Raw genomic sequence first — 16,932 nt, 5'->3', positions numbered from 1 at the left:
AAGATACTAAACATCCTCCGCTCCTGGAGCAGCCTTGCGGTGGCGCCAGAATTGGAGGTTGTTTGAGTATAGTGTACTATTTTACTGCTATCTTAATGAAAAACGCTTATGCGCTTTCCTCTTTCTTCTTCACGGCTTTTTCATCCTTGGCCGTAATTTCCGGCGCGATTTTCGCCTGAACCGCATCCTTGGTCACGACGCAGGTCGAAACCTCCGTGCGGGAAGGCGCTTCGTACATGACTTCGAGCATGATGCTCTCGATAATCGCACGAAGTCCGCGCGCTCCGGTATTGCGTTTGATGGCTTCGCGTGCGATTTCTTCCAGCGCTTCCGCGTTGAATTCCAGCGTCACGTTATCCATCTCCAGCATTTTCTGATACTGCTTAACAAGCGCGTTCTTCGGTTCGGTCAAAATACGAACCAAAGCGGCTTCGTCCAGCGGCTCCAGGGTAGAGATAACCGGCAAACGGCCTACAAATTCGGGAATCAGTCCGAATTTGAGCAAATCCTCCGGCAATACCATCGACAAGTACTCGCCCGGTTTCAAGTCGGCTTTCAAGCCGTCCGTACCGAAGCCGATTACCTTTTTGCCGATACGGCGCTTGATGATTTGCTCCAGGCCATCGAAGGCACCGCCGCAAATGAACAAGATGTTCGTCGTGTCGATTTGGATAAACTCCTGGTGCGGGTGCTTACGGCCGCCTTGCGGAGGAACGGAAGCAACGGTACCCTCCAAAATTTTCAGCAGCGCCTGCTGCACACCTTCACCGGAAACGTCGCGTGTAATCGAAGGATTCTCCGATTTGCGAGCTACTTTATCGATTTCATCGATATAAATGATGCCGCGCTCGGCTTTTTCCACATCGTAGTCAGCCGCTTGAATCAGCTTCAGCAGAATGTTCTCCACGTCCTCGCCTACGTAACCGGCTTCCGTCAAGGAAGTCGCGTCGGCAATCGCGAAAGGCACATTCAAAATTTTGGCCAGCGTTTGAGCAAGCAAGGTTTTACCGCTTCCTGTTGGCCCCAGCAGAACGATATTACTTTTTTGCAGTTCAACGTCTTCCAGCTTGCTTTGCTGGGAGTTGATCCGTTTGTAGTGATTGTATACGGCAACGGAAAGCGATTTTTTGGCGAACTCTTGACCAATAACATATTGATCCAGAATGTTGCGGATTTCCTTCGGCTTCGGAACGTCCTTGAGGTCAAGCTCTTCCTCGTGCCCCAGTTCCTCCTCGACGATTTCCGTGCAAAGCTCAATACATTCGTCGCATATATAGACACCCGGCCCGGCTACTAGCTTACGGACCTGCTCTTGAGATTTACCGCAAAAGGAGCATTTCAGCTGGCCTTTTTCATCGTTAAATTTAAACATGGAATCACTCCTTATCCATTCAATTCGTTACGAGTGATAACCGCATCAATAAGCCCGTATTCCTTGGCTTCTTCTGCGCTCATGAAGTTGTCGCGGTCCGTGTCGCGCTCGATTTTCTCCAGCGGCTGACCTGTACGCTCCACGTATATTTGATTCAGCTTCTGTTTCGTTTTGATGATCCAGTCGGCATGAATTTTAATATCTGAAGCTTGACCTCTGACTCCGCCTAATGGCTGATGGATCATCACTTCGCTGTTCGGCAGCGCAAAGCGCTTGCCTTTAGCGCCTGCTGTAAGCAGCAGGGAGCCCATGCTGGCAGCCATCCCCACACAGATGGTGGAAACATCCGGCTTAATGAACTGCATTGTATCATATATACCCATGCCGGCCGTTACCGAACCGCCAGGGGAATTGATGTACAGATGAATGTCCTTCTCAGCATCCTGCGCGGACAAAAACAGCAGCTGCGCAATGACGAGGTTGGCAACATCATCATCAATGGCCGTCCCGATAAAGATGATCCGGTCTTTCAATAGACGGGAGTAGATATCATACGAGCGTTCCCCGCGTCCTTCCTGCTCAACAACCATAGGTATCAGACCCATTGTTCCAACCCCTTTGCTCCAAAATGCGTTACAAATTCCATTGTAACAGATTTAAAACCATTTCGCGAATCACTGTGGTGATGCTTATGTACTTCGATGTTACGTTATGTTAAGACGGTTTCGATTGTGCCTGCCTTCTGCGGCAAAGCACGCTGGTACTGCATATGTATTTACAGCATGATCTAACGGGGCCGAGAACCTCCTGATGATACGAATCGTACGGTGAGGTCCCGTTAGTGCCTACAAAGAAAGGCACGCATACTTGCACGTGCCTTTACTTTATATGTTAACCTTATTTGCTGTTTTCAATCAGGAAATCAACGGTTTTCTTAACAATGATGTCATGCGCCAGGTCGCCCAGGTTGCCGTTAGCCGCCAAAATCGCGCGAAGCTCATCAGCAGGACGCTGGTACATTTGAGCCATATTCTCAAGCTCCGATTTGATTTCTTCTTCGCTTGCCACAATGTTCTCGGCGTTAGCGATAGCTTCAAGAACCAGGTTGTTCAAAACGCGCTTCTCAGCGTCGCCGCGCATTTGTTCTTTCAGAACATCGTCGTTTTGACCTGTGAATTGGTAGTACATTTCCAGGTTCATACCTTGAGTACGCAGACGGTTTTCAAATTCTTTTACCATTTGAGCCGTTTCGTTCTCGATCATTACCGGAGGGATGTCTACTTTCGCAGCAGCAGCCGCTTTGTCAACAACTTCGGTTTCTTTATTGCGTTGAAGCTCGGATTCTTTACGCTTCTTCAGGTTGCTTTCCAGATCCTGCTTGAACTCTTCCAATGTTTCGAATTCGCTGACGTCTTTCGCGAACTCATCGTCAAGAGCTGGCAGGTTTTTACGCTTGATGTCATGCAGCGTTACTTTGAAAACCGCTTCTTTGCCTTTCAAATCCTCGGAATGGTAGTTTTCAGGGAAGGTTACAGTAATGTCCTTCTCTTCGCCTTTGTTCAGGCCGACTACTTGCTCTTCGAATCCAGGAATGAAGCTGCCGGAGCCAAGCTCAAGGGAGTATTTCTCCGCTTTGCCGCCTTCAAAGGCAACGCCGTCAACAAAGCCTTCGAAGTCGATGGAAACGACGTCTCCGTTTTGCGCTGCGCCTTCTTCTACAGGAACCAGCTCAGCATGACGCTGCTGCAGTCTTTCCAATTCAGCCGCGATTTCCTCAGCCGTTACGTCTGCAGGTTTAGCTTCAAGCTCAAGGCCTTTGTATTCGCCAAGCTCAACTTCAGGCTTCACGATAACTTTTGCTTTGAATTTCAAAACTTGGCCTTTAGCAAATTGCTCTACGTCTACTTCAGGACGGTCAACCGGAGTAATGCCGGTTTCTTGGACCGCTTCCACATAAGCTTCAGGAACGACGATATCAAGAGCTTCTTGATACAGGCTTTCCACGCCAAATTTGGCTTCAAAAATAGAACGCGGCACTTTACCTTTGCGGAAGCCCGGAACGTTTACTTTTGCTACAACTTTCTTGAATGCTTTGTCCAATGCGGCGGCCACCTGCTCCGCTTCCACTTCAATGTCAAGAACGCCAACGTTCTTCTCTATTTTTTCCCAACTTGCTTTCATTTTATGCTTTCCCCTCCAAAAATTATCCATCACGTATTTTCACGATCTGGCGAGAAATGGATTCGTTTTCACCCAATTCGCCAATATAACCATCTTATTATAACATAACGCTCCCGGTTTTCAAGTTTTAGAAGACAGGAAAAAATTTAGTCCGAGAGTTTATGAGAAAACATAACGGAGGCAAACTGCTGCATCATCCGGTAAGCCTGCTCCCATTGAAACTCCATACTGCCCGTGATTCCGTATAAATCGAAAATCTCCATTTTGTCTCCGCTGTGGAACACCTTCTCGAGCAGCACCAGATGAAGCGCGGACGCCCAGACGTCAACATGATCCCTGTCCTGCCGGAGCATCAAGCGGTAAGAAGCCGTGCCATAAATAAACGCCAAAAATTCATGCCACGTTTCCTGAGCGAAATAAGCCAATGCCGGCTGATTCGTCTCGCTGATCTCCTGCACTCTGTCCATAATTTCATTGACGATCGACGGAAACTCTTCGAAGCCTGAAGGCGTATCCTCCACTTGAACAAGGATCATTTCGCCGTTTTTTCTCAATTCGAGCAGTCCGGTCATGCCGCGGAGCTTGAGTGTCTGAAGCCCCTTGAACTGGATGAGCGGATGCCATTCCCTCGCCGTAATCCATTCCACCAGCCTGGCGGTAATGTTCACCCCGGAGTGCTCTAGCAAAGCGAGCTGATCCAGCGCCAGCAGCTGATTCTCCAGAGTCTGGCGGTTGTCCAGCATCCCGAGCAGCTTCTCGGCATAGCCGCTGTCCTGCTGCGCTTTGGCTGCCAAACGGTCCCGCAGCATCTCGGCTTCGGTCAAATCTTCCTCCTCGGAGCCCCGCTCGGCCTCAAACCTTTCCTCCGGAAACATCGTTAGAAGCCATTGAAGCAGCGCCTGCCATTCCTCGTGCAGCCGCTCGTCGGGCTGCTGGCAGCCAATAAGAAACTGCAGCACCCGAATCGCCTCTCCATAACGTTCGGTCTCCAGCATCCGGGTCAGCTCAAATTGGTAGAACTCCGCCGTTTTAGGAAATAGTATGACGTTGCTGGTCGGTTGTTCGGTCAATTGCATATCACCTACCCCTGACTTGCATATGTATGAAAGTCAGTGTAACCCATTCCGTAGCGGAAATCAAAACCCGCTTTAAGGCAGCCTGCCTCCCTTCCCTTCGTTCACGTGCTGATTCCTGTAAACCTTATACGTATATTTCCCAGCTGTAGTGATGTGCGCATGCACCGTAACCTTGCCGAGCGACTCCGGCGTCAGCACGAAGTGGGAGGAATCCGTCTCAAATTGCCGGTACCGTTTGGCGCCGCGAAGATACAATTGGTCGCTCAGCCCCAGCAGATCGGCCTTTTGCTTCAGCCCGGCCGCGAACGTATCCCGGACCTCTTTCTCGATCTTCTGCTGCACCTGCCGGGCCAGGTCCGAAAGCTGCACCTGCTCCCTAAGCTCGGAAATCACTCCCTTCACCACCACCTCAATATCGAAAACAGGCCGGCGGTTCAATTCTCTGATGTGAATCACATGTCTCGGATTTTCCATTCTCAGGTTGGCAAGAATCTCGCCGTTCTCTATAAGAACAGGCGCGCGCTTGGCTGACCTGTCCAGCCATCGAAGGCCGAATGCTTTCTCCAGAGGGATCAGCCCTCTATTCTCCCGATTCCAAAAAGCATAGACCCCTTTATAGTGAACCGAAGGAATCGGCTCTTCGTTCCGGCGCCAAATTTTTTCGTCCATCGTAAGGGCGGGAAGCAGCAGCGTTTTGGCGGGCTCATAGTAATTGGCTATAAAGTCGTGCAGACGAATCGGCTTAATGTAAGACCGCTGCCTATAATTATCCTTTGGCGTATGAATGATCATATTGAGCCGGGAGCGTTCAAAGTTGGGGGCAGCTTCGAGCAGCTTGTCGATCGGATCGTTCGTTCCGTATACCCACATCGTATAGCGGAGCTCGTAAAACCGGAACAAAGACTGGAGCACATCGGTGATTTCTCCTTTATCCAAAACGCCTTCGCCTAAAAGCAGCGCCGTCACATGCCCCCAGAACAGCCGCTTCTCGGCTTCGATCGTAATTTTGCCGATAGCTTCGGCATACGTCCTGCCCCTGCCCGCTGCCAGCCAGACGGGAACGGGCTGCGTGTTCACGCCCGATCCCTCGGTTTTGGCAACGTTCTGAAAGCTGAGCAGCTGCAAGTAAACTTCATACTCCTTCTTGTCCTTCAAATAGTTAATTCCGATCGCATTCACATAGTCCACATTGTCGACGTCGTTCGCATTCCAGCAGCCCGTCAATAGAAGCATAAGCGCCCCTATCCCCAGCGAAAGTTTGAGCGCAGCGGTAAAGCCCTTCATTCGGAAGACCTCCCCTGCCTTTCTACGGCATCCTTCAGCGCCTGCGGCTTTTTGGCCCGCTTGCCTCTCGGAAACCGGAAGATGACGTACCGCAAATCGGGCCAGCTGATCGGAGAATAAGGCGAAAGGTAGGGCACCCCGAACGATTTGAGGTTCGCCAAATAAATAAGGATGGAAAACGTCCCCGTAAAAAAACCGAACAGGCCGAAAAAAGAAGCAAGCGCAAAGATGTAAATGCGCAGCACGCCCACCGATGCCCCGAACAGCCCGTTCACCAGCGTAAATTGGGCGGTGGCCGAGACGGCGGCGACAACGAGCGTTGCAGGCGAGGTCATACCGGCGCTGATGATGGCGTCTCCGATGATCAGTCCGCCCACAACCGAAATGGACGGCCCCAGCGCGGACGGCAGCCGCGTGCCCGCTTCCAGAAAAAACTGAAACAGCAGGATCATCAGCAAAATTTCGAGCGGCCCCGAGAGCGGCGTTCCCATCGTTGCAACCGTGATGGTGGCAAGCAGCGGCAGCGGAATCTGATCCTGATGGTACGAGGTCAGCGCCACCCAAAAGCCGGGAAAAAGAACGGTAATCAGAAAACCGATCCGCCGCATAAATCTTTCGATATATACCAGAGGAATCGGGGTGTAGGCATCTTCAGCTACCGCCATCATGTAGGAAATATTCACCGGAGCAATCAATACCGTCGGATTGCCGTCCATCAGGATAGCAAACCGCCCTTTAACCAGACTCCCGGTAACCAAGTCGGGGCGGGTCGTCAGGTTCATTAAAGGAAAAAAAGCGAGCCCGGGCTTTAAAATTATATTTTTCAAGGACTCCATGTCCAGCAAGGATTCGACATCCACCTTCGACAGCTTGTGACGAATATCGCGGGCCACCTCTTCATTCAGCACGCCGTCCAAGTACAACAGCGTGACTTCCGTCCGGCTCAGCGTCCCGAGCGTATATTTGATGCAGTGCAGTGTATTGGTCCGCAGCCTTTTTCTTATTAAGGCCACATTCGTTTTGACGTCTTCAATAAAACAGTCCCGGGCGCCATAAACGGTTAATTCAGCTTGAGATTCCTCCGGGTTCCGCTCCGGACGCATGCTGCTTGCGAGAACGAACAGCTTGCTCCCGCTCTGTTCAAAAATCAGCACGTTGCCGTGGAAAACCGCATCGATCACGGTCTGCTCCGGTTCATCCTCGGGAAGCTCATTGATCAGCATCGTTCCCATATCCTCCGGCAGGCCGCCCCGGCCCGGATTGTTCTCCAGCTCCATCCGCTTCCACAGCCGCGGCAGCACCAGATTCTGTATGGTATCGCTGCTGCACAGCCCCTCGCAGTAAATGAGCAGATGCCGCTTGCCTTCGCCGGCTTGTTCTTCGGAAGCCAGCACATGAAACATGACATCCTCGCAATGCTTGAATACGTTACGCAGCTTACGTTCATCCCAATGGGTCATTTGCAGGCGCTCCTTTCTTCCGAAGTATGGCGGCAATGATCAAAAGCACCGTCAGTAAAGCCAGAGCGATAAGCGATCCGGGGATATATATTTTTTTCAGCCAGTCGTAAAATTGGATGTCGCTCCACGGAATCAGCATCATCAAAATATAGCCTGCCGACAACAGCATCAGGAATATCGATTTATGCGTCTTCCCTTTGAAGCCGCTAAGTTCCCCGATCAGATACATCCCTAGGGCCAGCCGGATGAAAGCGCCCGCGAACCACTGATAAATGGAGAAGAAATCGACCCGTTCAATAAACCGCTGGATAATGACCAGCTTCCACTGTTCAAAAGCGGGATAACGGTGCTTGGAGCCCTCGACCGCCCCGAATTCGGCGATAGAGCCTGTTGTCGGCCCCAGGGTGAGCCCCATCATCAAAAATCCTAAAACAGCGAGCTGCCACCACTTGATCCGCGATCGGATATGGTGCTGAAACAGTACGATCATGATGAGCTCCACAAAGCTCGAGCATGCGTAGGCGAGTCCCCGCAGCATCGGCCCCATACCGTCCTCGAGAACGGGCAGCAGCCGAGTATAATCCTTATTCGGAAAATTGGCCCCCATCACAAAGTAACCGAGCAGCACAATAACGGGAAGCAGAATTCCCGCCATGATCGCTATGCTCATGATTCCTGAGCGGGCCGCAAAATAGCATAAAGGCACAAGCAGCAGCGCCAAGGCGATCGGCGGCGTTTCCGGCAAGTAAGAAGCGACCGCCCAATCGACGGTGTCCTTCACGGTGACCGCGCAGGTGACGGTCAGAAGGACGAAAACAACAGCGCGGACCGCGAGGGAATATCCTTTTCCGGCCGATTGGCCGAGCCACAGAAACAAAGGCTGCTGCCCGCTTCGCCGAATGATCCAATACAGCAGCGTCAGCCAGAGAATATTGGGTACGAGCGACACGGCGATGGACAGCCAGGCGTCGCGTCCGGCGATATCGAGTAAAATCGGGATCAGGATGACATGATTCCATAAACCGCCGGAGGTAAGGACAATCGTCGAAGCCTGGAGCATATTCAACTGTCTGGACATAATCTCCTTACCTCCCTGAAAAAGGTGCTGCCATTCCCCAGTATCATGCCCTGATTCAAGGAAAAAAATAAAAAGCTCACCCGAGCCGTCCTACGGACAGCGGGTGAGCCTTTTCGAAAAGCGGATATTCAATTAATGAATTTTCATGGCCGCTTGAATCAATTTCGCTTTGATTCCCGGATCTTGATCGATAAATGCGTACATTTTGTCGACTTGCTCTTTATTTTGCAAATAGTCCTTTTCATTCTGGATTGCTTCCAGGGACCAGTCCAGCAAACTTTTCTCGGCAGCACCCAGACGGTTTAACGCCGTGTGCAGACCCGTCTGCTCGATTAACTCCTCCACGCTTGACTGATTCACAACGCCGAGCAGCTTTACTGTTGTCAGCTTATTTTGAAAAGCCTCATTCACTTTTTCAAAGTGCTCTTTGGCCTCTTTGTATTCGGATTGTGCTTTGGATAATTTCGTCCTCTTCATTACGTAGACCACCTCTTCATCTTGATCGATTCGGTCGGCTGGCTTGGCAGCTTTCCGGCAGGAGTGCTTGTACCGCTCGCGACATATCATCCATCCCAAATCACTATAAGATTAGAGTGGGATATTCGCCCTTGTTCTATACATTTGACGTAAACGGAGAAAAAGACCGCTAACGCATAGTGTAAACGGTATTTCGAGTTTTGTCTATCTTTTCCTCCTACAAGGACAGACATTTTCCGCCGCGCCCGTGCATAACCTTTATCATCATACTGTCGTTGTCGAATTGCTCGTCATCTGCCGACAAACACACCAAGAGAGGATGAAGGCTATGTGCGGAATTACCGGATGGATTGATTGGCAAAAAGATTTGACCCAGTATCCGTCCTTTCTGGAGCGCATGACGGATACTTTAGCGGACCGGGGGCCTGATGCATCCGGCACTTGGATTACACAGCACTGTGCGCTCGGACACAGGCGCTTGAGCGTAATGGACCCTGAGAACGGCGCCCAGCCGATGGTCCGCAAATACGGCGAAAATACGTTTTCGATCGTTTACAACGGTGAACTATATAACGCGCCGGAGCTGAAAAAGGAGCTGGAGCTGCGCGGACACCGCTTTTCAACGACCTGCGACACGGAAGTACTCCTCGTATCGTTCATTGAGTGGGGACGCGCCTGCGTCGACCGCCTGAATGGTATTTTTGCCTTCGGGGTATGGGATTCCCTGGAGCAGACGCTGTTCCTCGTCCGGGACCGGCTCGGCGTCAAGCCCTTGTTCTTCTCTTATTCGGACGGCAGACTGCTGTTCGGCTCCGAGCCGAAGGCCATTCTGGCCCACCCGGATTTCCCTGCCCAAATCAGCGGCGAAGGCCTTGCCGAAATATTCGCCGTCGGTCCCGCACGCACGCCCGGCCACGGTGTATACCGCAATATGTCGGAGCTGAAGCCGGGGCACTGCGCCGTCTTCGATCACAACGGGCTGCATATCCGGCCCTACTGGAAGCTGGAAAGCAAGCCGCACGAGGATGATCTCGATACGACGGCGGAACGCATTCACGAAATTCTGAAGGATACCGTCATCCGCCAGCTCGCCTCCGACGTGCCGATCTGCACGCTGCTGTCCGGGGGACTCGATTCAAGCGCGCTGACGACCTTTGCGGCGAATTATTACAAGGAAAACCAGACGGGCACAATTCATACTTATTCTATCGATTATGTCGACAACGATAAGCATTTCAAAGCCAATACGTTTCAGCCGAATTCGGATGCGCCCTGGATCCGCCGCATGACGGAGTTTCTGGGCAGTGAGCATCATTTCCTCGAATTCGATACGCCGGAGCTTGTTGAATCGCTGAGAACGGCTGTGTTTGCGCGGGATCTGCCCGGCATGGCCGATGTGGACGGCTCGCTGTATTTATTTTGCCGCGAAATCAAAAAAGACGCGACCGTCGCCGTATCCGGCGAAGCGGCAGATGAAATCTTCGGCGGCTACCCCTGGTTCCACCGGGAGGAAGCGTTGAACGCCGGAACCTTCCCTTGGTCCCTGGCCACCAAAGACCGGGTTAACCTGCTCGCGCCCGACTTCGTGAATTGGGTCAAACCGGAGCAATACGTGCAGGAGCGCTACCGTCAGGCATTGTCCGAGGTGCCCCGGCTCGCCGGAGAAAACGAACAGCAGAACCGGATGCGCGAAATGTCGTATCTGAACATTACCCGGTTCATGCCTACGCTGCTCGACCGCAAGGACCGGATGAGCATGGCTGTCGGTCTGGAGGTCCGCGTGCCTTTCTGCGACCACCGCCTGGTCGAGTATGTATGGAACGTCCCGTGGGAGCTGAAGACGGCGGGCGACCGGGAAAAGGGCATTCTTCGCAGAGCGCTCCGCGGCGTACTGCCTGAGGACGTCCTGACACGCAAAAAAAGCCCGTATCCGAAAACGTACAACCCGAATTATTTGGAGGCTGTCCGCAAATGGGTGCTTGAAATTCTCAACGACTCCACTTCACCGCTGCTCCAATTCATCGATGTGGCCAAAATCCGGACACTCGCGGAAGGCGACGCCAGCCAATTTAATTTGCCCTGGTTCGGACAATTGATGACCGGGCCGCAGCTTTTCGCCTACTTGGCTCAGGTGGATACCTGGCTTCGTGAATACAAGGTTTCGATTCGTTAGACCGCAGGAGTAAAGAGCGGATTGCATCGGCAGGCGTGCCAACCGGCACGCAGCGGCCGGGCAGTCCGCTCTTTACTGCGCTTGGGATCCGCGCTGCAGTCAAACAGACCGTTCGATTGACCGCCGCGAAGCACCGCAATGCATGCTTGGGATCCGCCCATCGGAAATGGCGCTACTTCAAAGCTTCCCATAACGCCATGAGCGCTTGTCCGCGGTGGCTGACCCCGTTCTTCTCCTCAAGCGTCAGCTCCGCCATCGTTTTCCCCAGCACAGGGACGTAGAACAGGGGATCGTAGCCGAAACCGTTCGCCCCCCTGCCTTCGCCGATGATGTATCCGCGGCATACACCTTCAACTTCTGCAATCGGCTCGCCCGCTGCGTCTACAAGGCACAACGCAGCCACGAAACGGGCCGGGCTCAGCCCCGCGACCGCCTCCGGATCGGCGCTGCCGAGCGATGAGCCCTTCCCCTTCTCCCGAAGGCTCTCGAGCAGCTTCTTGTTGTTCGCCTCATCCGTTGCATGCTCCCCCGCATAGCGTGCGGAGTATACGCCGGGCTCGCCGTCCAGCTCGTCGACGCACAGGCCGGAGTCGTCGGCCAGCACCGGCACGCCGAGATGCCGCGCGATCGTGCGCGCCTTGATAAGGGCGTTGGCGGCAAAGGTTTCGCCGTCCTCCACAATCTCCGGCAGCTCCGCGTAATCGCGCAGGCTTTTCAATGCGATCCCCCTGCTGTGAAACAAGGGCTCGAATTCTTTGACCTTGCCCGCATTCCGCGTCGCGATAACTATCTCAGGACCGAGTTCCCGCATGCGCCGCTCTCCTAATCCGTGCCGTAATATCGGGGCCGAGCGCCGCTTCCTGCCGCTCGATCATGGACTGAATCCCCGATTCCGCCAAGCCGAGCAGCTCATCCAGCTCGCTTCGGGTGAACGGAGCGTCTTCTCCCGTGCCTTGGATTTCGACGAACTTGCCGGCTCCGGTCATAACGACATTCATGTCTACCTTAGCCTTGGAGTCCTCTTCATAGTTCAGATCCAGGCACGACCGGTCATTGACCACGCCTACACTGACCGATCCGAGGAAATCGTTGATCGGGTATTTTTGCAGGTTTCTATCCTTTGCGATTTTATCGATAGCAAAAGCCATGGCGACAAATGCGCCGGTGATGGACGTCGTCCGTGTGCCGCCATCGGCTTGAATGACGTCGCAATCCAGCGTGATCGAGCGTTCGCCCAGCGCCTCCAGATTCACGACGGAGCGGAGCGCCCGCCCGATCAGCCGCTGGATTTCCATCGTGCGGCCTCCCAGCTTGCCCTTGGCCGCTTCCCTTTGGTTACGCACCTGGGTAGCCCGCGGCAGCATGGAGTACTCGGCCGTCACCCAGCCCTTGCCCTGCCCTTTCATGAAAGGAGGCACACGCTCTTCGACGGTAGCCGTACAGATGACCTTCGTTTCTCCTACTTCAATCAATACCGAGCCTTCGGCATGTTTATTATAATGGGTAGTAATGGTAACAGGACGTGTCTGGTTTACTTGTCTCCCGTCGCTTCTCATTACGATCAAATCCTCCTTCATGCTTTCCATCATATCCTAGCGCTTGTTGACCTTCCCCATTGTACCAGAGTGTCACACGGAGTTCCAACCGGCGCTCCCGCAAGCAATTTCCAACGCCTGGGAAGCCCACAGACATGCATTACAGCGCTGCGCGGCGGCCGGTCGAACCCTCTTTCCATAAGCAAAACAAGGGAGCGGCTTAGGCTCCCTTGGATCGTGGCTTCATTACATTTTCACCGGATTGACGCTGGTCGGACGGCTTACCGGTTTGCTGTAGCTTTGATTGTCATCCGTGCTCACCTTCGCGTCCCCGTTCACCGTAATCTGCACCTTGGTCGAAGCTCCTTCATTTTCCGTCAAGGAAAGAACCACTGCTTTCAACGCGTCCGCAGGCGCCTTTTTGTCCGGCCCCAATACCTTATCCGTGAAGTCGACGGTAATCAGATCCTCTGCCTGTTTAATCTGCTTCAGTTCAGCACCTGGGGTCATAACGGCCGCCAAACCTTTTCTTTGAGCCGGGCCGGCAATCAGCTCATTGATGACGGCCTGAGCCACATTGTCCGTCCTATCGACCAGACGCGTGACCGGAACGTAATATTTGTAATTATCCGCGCTTTGGCCGAGGAAGTAGAGCGTAACCGGAGTCGATTGACCGTAATCCACACCTTCCGGTTTTTCCAGGTTAATCCCCATTGCACGGGACAACGGCTCGTCTAGCGGCGTAGCGCCTTGCGGCATTTCTTTGAGCTCTTTGCCTTCCACGCGGAGCTGCACCTTCTCAACCGAAGGGAAGCCTGTCATCGTCCAGGTTATGGCTTCCAATATTTTACGTTCGTCCTGCACATTATAATCCGTGAAAGCTTTGGAGAAATCGATGACCGCAAGCTTCTGATCCTTCAAAATATTGATGCCCTTGACCGTGGTACCTTTGGGAATAACCGCTTTAAAGCCCGCAGGCATCTGGGCTGAGGCCGGATTGCCGTCCACCATGGCTTCCAGCGCTTTCTTGGCGACATCGACAGATTTCTCGACATTGATGCCGACCGGCGCGATAAAATCATTATCATCCTTGGCATACACCGTAATTTGCGACGGGTTCTGGATGACGGGGGCGGTTACCGGCTTGGCATTCCCCGCTGCATTCGCGTCGGCTCCGGTCGGCGGAGGATCAATCGATTGCGAATGCTCCTTCGTCCCCTGCACAGAACAACCCGAGGTCAGCAGAACGACCATGCCTGCTACTGCTGCCCTGCGTATCCATTTATACGATTTCATGATGATTCCTCCTCTGAAATGATAAGGATTGTTTGTCCTTCTCTCTTAATCCAACTATACGAACGGCAGACAAGTTTTATGACAACAATTTGTCCACCGTTTAGCTCGGGAGGATAGTTGCTTTTCAGGGGGCATCATTTTTATAATAGGATAAAAGTACTAATCACAACCCGAAGCTCCCCGCTCATGGAACTCGCTGCACAATTTGGCGCAGTCACTCAAGATGTAAAGAGGTGATCGAGATGGACAACGAATTCATTCAGGATGCTTTTTTCCGGCAATGGATTGAACAAAGCAGCGATTTCTACCAAGGAATTTCGTTGGACGGACGCATTACCTACGTCTCTCCATCCCTGCACAAATTGATGGGTTCCGCTTTCCCGCTTATTGGAAAGCCTTGCGGCACAGGCATCGCGGCACAGGATGAACCGCTGTTTAGACAAGCTTTCCGGCAGCTTGTGGAGGAGCAGGTCCCTTATGCCTAGAGTATCGTTTGTCTCCGCCCGGCGGCTCTCTGCTGTGGGTCGAAGGTAAAGCCCATTTGATCCGCGAGCACGGCGCTTCGGCAGGAGTCGGGCTGGTCGTCAGAGATATCAGCAGGCAGAAGCTGCAGGAGGAGCGCTTGACGCACATGGCTTATTACGATCCGCTGACAGGCCTGCCGAACCGGCGTCTGTTCGAGGACCGTTACAGCCAGGCGCTGATGGCCGCCAAACGCTATCAGCACCGCGTGGCTCTCCTCTACCTGGACCTCGATGATTTCAAGCAGATCAACGACGGCTTCGGACATGCCGCAGGGGACGATCTGCTGAGAACCGTATCGTCCCGTTTGGCCCATTGTGTCCGCGACCCCGATACGGTTTCGCGGCTCGGCGGCGACGAATTCGTCATCCTGCTTCAGCAGTTCGAGCATAGAGACGATATTCGCAAGGTAGCGATGAGGGTCATCGATTCCCTGAACCAGCCCTACTTTCTTCACAACCGCTCCATCTCCATCACCTGCAGCATCGGCGCGGCGGAATATCCGCAGGACGGCTCCGACAAGGAGGCGCTGCTGCAGTATGCGGATGCGGCAATGTATCAGGCCAAGCAACATGGTAAAAACTATTTTCATTCTTAGGAACAGCCGATCGCTCCGGTAAATTAACCATCGAAACAGGACAGGAGGGGCAGCCCATGCCTTACAACTTAAACTCGAAGCAGGTCGCCGAAGCGGCCAAAGCCTGGCTGACGGAACGCGGCGTCAAGCTGACGGACATTGCCGAGCTGACGTATTTTCTGCAAAAGGACTACTATCCGAATCTAACGATAAACGATTGTATGGAAAGCATAGAACGCGTGATTGAAAAGCGCGAGGTGCAAAATGCAATCCTGACCGGCATCCAATTGGATATGCTGGCAGAGCAAGGGAAGCTGCTTCCGCCGCTCCAGGAAATGATCGAAAACGATGAAGGATTGTACGGCTGCGACGAGGTGCTGGCCCTCTCGATCGTCAACGTATACGGAAGCATCGGATTTACCAATTTCGGCTACGTCGATAAAATGAAGCCGGGCATCCTGAAAATGCTCAACGATAAAAACGGGGAACACAAGCATACGTTCCTCGATGACATCGTGGGCGCGATCGCCGCTGCCGCGAGCAGCCGGATCGCACACCGCAAGCAGGCGGAAAAGGAACAGGGCTGACCCGCAGATAAAATCATTGCAGGCTTGTATGGCAAAAGGACGACCCGCCTTGAACCGGCGAGTCGTCCTTTTTGTATGTCATGCCGCAGAATCCGATACCGGGTTATCACCGTTACCTGAATGTCCGCCTTCGCGAAAGCCTCCCGCCACCGCTCGGGAGTCCACACCCCGCGGTACTGCGACCGGACAGCTGAGCCGATGTCCAGCGGATCGGTCCGTAAGCCTGCAGCTGCTTCAAAAGCCCCTTCAGCTCCCCTTCCAGCTGCGAGGCCTCAGCCCTTCCTTCCTGCCGCTCCGGCTTCGCGCCGCTTGGACGGACATGTACGGCCTCTACCTGAGCGCTCAGCTTCGGGTGCTTCAATTCCCCGTTGCTTCTCCATTGCACCCGGCAGCTCAGGATCTCCGCCTCGGCGCCCGCCAGCTCAGGGCCAGGCGATGCGGACTGCCCGTCCAGACAAGCCAGCAGCCGCAGCTCCCGCTCGCCGAGAAGCAGACCGGGCGTCCGGCCGCTCATCGCCGCCGCTCTTACCTGCACACGGCCCGCGGACGGAGCGGCTGAGCTTACCGCGCTTTCGATGAAAGGAAGAACCCGGTCCTTGAAGCGGCCTTCCTGCTTCGGTTCAAAACGCGTCAGCCGATCGCCCAGGAGGCGAACATCCTGCAGCCACGACGACTCGGGCTGCCGTTGAATCCAGGCGCCGGCTTCTCCAGCGACAAGAGCAATGACAGGCTTGTCTCCCAAGCTTCCCTTGGTTTGCGAAGGAAGATTCCACCTCGTGCTGATCATCCCATACCGCTCGACGAAGCTCTGCCCGAGCAGCACCACCTTCCGCTCCTCTTGTACATTTTGCGTCCGGATCAGGCCTGAGCCGGGCAGGCCTGCTACTCTCAGCATCCCCTGATCCGTCACGTCGAGCGCAATCACAGGGGAGGAGGCCCACCGGGTATCCAGCGCCTGAACGCCTTGAACAGACTCGGGAACAGCTGCAGGATCCGGGGTGCAGGCTGGCAGCAGCATGCCGGCGAAGCCCAGCACGCATAACCGGAGAAATGCCCTCATGAAGCATGCAGCCCCTCTCTCATTTTCAAAATAGACAGATGAATACATAATTTCCCAAACGCGCTTCATTTATGCGTCCTTCCGAACCGCAGCAAGGTTCCCTGCAAGGGAACACAAGCTTGATACGGGAGCCGCCTCCTTCTCCTGAACGGCAAAAAAGCCGCCATCCATATAATGGACGGCAGCGGAGGCAGCCGATAAACTAAGACCGCGCACGGAAATCGTTCGCTAGAAGCGCAAGCGATCACCGGCAG

Annotated in this window: 16 protein-coding genes; 4 read left to right on the top strand and 12 right to left on the bottom strand. The window is 53.6% G+C overall.

Features of this window, described 5'->3' with window-relative positions; translation table 11 throughout:
- Positions 1-106: 106 nt before the first annotated feature.
- From clpX to ACHHV8_RS05890, 8 genes are all read right to left on the bottom strand, one after another.
- The gene (clpX, locus tag ACHHV8_RS05925) at positions 107-1,372 is read right to left on the bottom strand and encodes an ATP-dependent protease ATP-binding subunit ClpX (protein ID WP_395157454.1); all 1,266 of its coding nucleotides are present in this window, start codon (positions 1,370-1,372) and stop codon (positions 107-109) included.
- Between the two features lie 11 nt (positions 1,373-1,383).
- Positions 1,384-1,977, bottom strand: coding sequence for an ATP-dependent Clp endopeptidase proteolytic subunit ClpP (clpP, locus tag ACHHV8_RS05920; RefSeq protein ID WP_395157453.1), 594 nt, complete (start codon positions 1,975-1,977; stop codon positions 1,384-1,386).
- Positions 1,978-2,269: 292 nt separating this feature from the next.
- Positions 2,270-3,553 (bottom strand): trigger factor, encoded by a 1,284-nt coding sequence (gene tig / locus ACHHV8_RS05915; RefSeq protein WP_395157452.1) that lies wholly within the window; start codon positions 3,551-3,553, stop codon positions 2,270-2,272.
- A 146-nt stretch (positions 3,554-3,699) separates the two neighbouring features.
- Entirely contained in the window at positions 3,700-4,629 is a 930-nt protein-coding gene (locus ACHHV8_RS05910) for a hypothetical protein (RefSeq protein ID WP_395157451.1), read from the bottom strand.
- 72 nt (positions 4,630-4,701) lie between these two features.
- Positions 4,702-5,913 carry a Ger(x)C family spore germination protein gene (locus ACHHV8_RS05905; protein WP_395157450.1) on the bottom strand — a complete coding sequence of 404 codons (1,212 nt, stop codon included), beginning with the start codon at positions 5,911-5,913 and terminating at the stop codon, positions 4,702-4,704.
- Entirely contained in the window at positions 5,910-7,373 is a 1,464-nt protein-coding gene (locus tag ACHHV8_RS05900) for a spore germination protein (RefSeq protein ID WP_395157449.1), read from the bottom strand. Before ACHHV8_RS05900 ends, ACHHV8_RS05905 begins: the two co-directional genes overlap by 4 nt.
- The gene (locus ACHHV8_RS05895) at positions 7,357-8,451 is read right to left on the bottom strand and encodes a GerAB/ArcD/ProY family transporter (protein ID WP_395157448.1); all 1,095 of its coding nucleotides are present in this window, start codon (positions 8,449-8,451) and stop codon (positions 7,357-7,359) included. The genes ACHHV8_RS05900 and ACHHV8_RS05895 overlap by 17 nt, the downstream gene beginning before the upstream one ends.
- Before the next feature lie 132 nt (positions 8,452-8,583).
- Entirely contained in the window at positions 8,584-8,928 is a 345-nt protein-coding gene (locus tag ACHHV8_RS05890; RefSeq protein WP_395157447.1) for a hypothetical protein, read from the bottom strand.
- Positions 8,929-9,256: 328 nt separating this feature from the next.
- Here ACHHV8_RS05890 and asnB point away from each other — a divergent pair, with 328 nt between their 5' ends.
- A complete protein-coding gene (asnB, locus tag ACHHV8_RS05885) occupies positions 9,257-11,101 on the top strand; it encodes an asparagine synthase (glutamine-hydrolyzing) (protein WP_395157446.1) in 1,845 nt (614 codons plus the stop codon).
- A 172-nt stretch (positions 11,102-11,273) separates the two neighbouring features.
- Here asnB and rdgB read toward each other — a convergent pair whose 3' ends face one another.
- The 3 genes from rdgB to ACHHV8_RS05870 all read right to left on the bottom strand — a co-directional run bounded on the left by rdgB (position 11,274) and on the right by ACHHV8_RS05870 (position 13,932).
- Positions 11,274-11,912 (bottom strand): RdgB/HAM1 family non-canonical purine NTP pyrophosphatase, encoded by a 639-nt coding sequence (gene rdgB, locus ACHHV8_RS05880; RefSeq protein WP_395157445.1) that lies wholly within the window; start codon positions 11,910-11,912, stop codon positions 11,274-11,276.
- Positions 11,893-12,657 (bottom strand): ribonuclease PH, encoded by a 765-nt coding sequence (gene rph, locus ACHHV8_RS05875; RefSeq protein WP_395157444.1) that lies wholly within the window; start codon positions 12,655-12,657, stop codon positions 11,893-11,895. Before rph ends, rdgB begins: the two co-directional genes overlap by 20 nt.
- Before the next feature lie 225 nt (positions 12,658-12,882).
- Positions 12,883-13,932 (bottom strand): GerMN domain-containing protein, encoded by a 1,050-nt coding sequence (locus ACHHV8_RS05870; RefSeq protein ID WP_395157443.1) that lies wholly within the window; start codon positions 13,930-13,932, stop codon positions 12,883-12,885.
- A 242-nt stretch (positions 13,933-14,174) separates the two neighbouring features.
- On the opposite strand from ACHHV8_RS05870, the gene ACHHV8_RS05865 reads away from it, so the two are divergent.
- The 3 genes from ACHHV8_RS05865 to ACHHV8_RS05855 are packed head-to-tail and all read left to right on the top strand — an operon-like array spanning position 14,175 to position 15,618.
- Positions 14,175-14,417 (top strand): PAS domain-containing protein, encoded by a 243-nt coding sequence (locus ACHHV8_RS05865; RefSeq protein WP_395157442.1) that lies wholly within the window; start codon positions 14,175-14,177, stop codon positions 14,415-14,417.
- Between the two features lie 8 nt (positions 14,418-14,425).
- A complete protein-coding gene (locus ACHHV8_RS05860) occupies positions 14,426-15,052 on the top strand; it encodes a diguanylate cyclase domain-containing protein (RefSeq protein ID WP_395157441.1) in 627 nt (208 codons plus the stop codon).
- Positions 15,053-15,108: 56 nt separating this feature from the next.
- Positions 15,109-15,618, top strand: a complete 510-nt coding sequence (locus ACHHV8_RS05855) for a phosphatidylglycerophosphatase A family protein (protein WP_395157440.1) — start codon at positions 15,109-15,111, stop codon at positions 15,616-15,618.
- 112 nt (positions 15,619-15,730) lie between these two features.
- On the opposite strand, the gene ACHHV8_RS05850 is transcribed toward ACHHV8_RS05855, so the two are convergent.
- Complete coding sequence (locus ACHHV8_RS05850; protein ID WP_395157439.1) at positions 15,731-16,678, bottom strand: hypothetical protein; 948 nt, start codon at positions 16,676-16,678, stop codon at positions 15,731-15,733.
- Positions 16,679-16,932 lie beyond the last annotated feature (254 nt).

Origin of the sequence: Paenibacillus sp. TAB_01 (genome assembly GCF_043945595.1) — a bacterium.
Lineage (GTDB): Bacteria > Bacillota > Bacilli > Paenibacillales > NBRC-103111 > Paenibacillus_S.
The sequence above is the reverse complement of the archived record's forward strand: the minus strand, read 5'-3'. Positions and strand labels throughout refer to the sequence as shown.

Coding starts and splice junctions, on each gene's coding strand:
- ACHHV8_RS05870 (WP_395157443.1), bottom strand. CDS start 13,932: ATGAAATCGTATAAATGGATACGCAGGGCAGCAGTAGCAGGCATGGTC.
- rph (WP_395157444.1), bottom strand. CDS start 12,657: ATGAGAAGCGACGGGAGACAAGTAAACCAGACACGTCCTGTTACCATT.
- ACHHV8_RS05855 (WP_395157440.1), top strand. CDS start 15,109: ATGCCTTACAACTTAAACTCGAAGCAGGTCGCCGAAGCGGCCAAAGCC.
- rdgB (WP_395157445.1), bottom strand. CDS start 11,912: ATGCGGGAACTCGGTCCTGAGATAGTTATCGCGACGCGGAATGCGGGC.
- ACHHV8_RS05905 (WP_395157450.1), bottom strand. CDS start 5,913: ATGAAGGGCTTTACCGCTGCGCTCAAACTTTCGCTGGGGATAGGGGCG.
- ACHHV8_RS05910 (WP_395157451.1), bottom strand. CDS start 4,629: ATGCAATTGACCGAACAACCGACCAGCAACGTCATACTATTTCCTAAA.
- asnB (WP_395157446.1), top strand. CDS start 9,257: ATGTGCGGAATTACCGGATGGATTGATTGGCAAAAAGATTTGACCCAG.
- clpP (WP_395157453.1), bottom strand. CDS start 1,977: ATGGGTCTGATACCTATGGTTGTTGAGCAGGAAGGACGCGGGGAACGC.
- tig (WP_395157452.1), bottom strand. CDS start 3,553: ATGAAAGCAAGTTGGGAAAAAATAGAGAAGAACGTTGGCGTTCTTGAC.
- ACHHV8_RS05900 (WP_395157449.1), bottom strand. CDS start 7,373: ATGACCCATTGGGATGAACGTAAGCTGCGTAACGTATTCAAGCATTGC.
- ACHHV8_RS05865 (WP_395157442.1), top strand. CDS start 14,175: ATGGACAACGAATTCATTCAGGATGCTTTTTTCCGGCAATGGATTGAA.
- ACHHV8_RS05850 (WP_395157439.1), bottom strand. CDS start 16,678: ATGAGGGCATTTCTCCGGTTATGCGTGCTGGGCTTCGCCGGCATGCTG.
- clpX (WP_395157454.1), bottom strand. CDS start 1,372: ATGTTTAAATTTAACGATGAAAAAGGCCAGCTGAAATGCTCCTTTTGC.
- ACHHV8_RS05890 (WP_395157447.1), bottom strand. CDS start 8,928: ATGAAGAGGACGAAATTATCCAAAGCACAATCCGAATACAAAGAGGCC.
- ACHHV8_RS05895 (WP_395157448.1), bottom strand. CDS start 8,451: ATGTCCAGACAGTTGAATATGCTCCAGGCTTCGACGATTGTCCTTACC.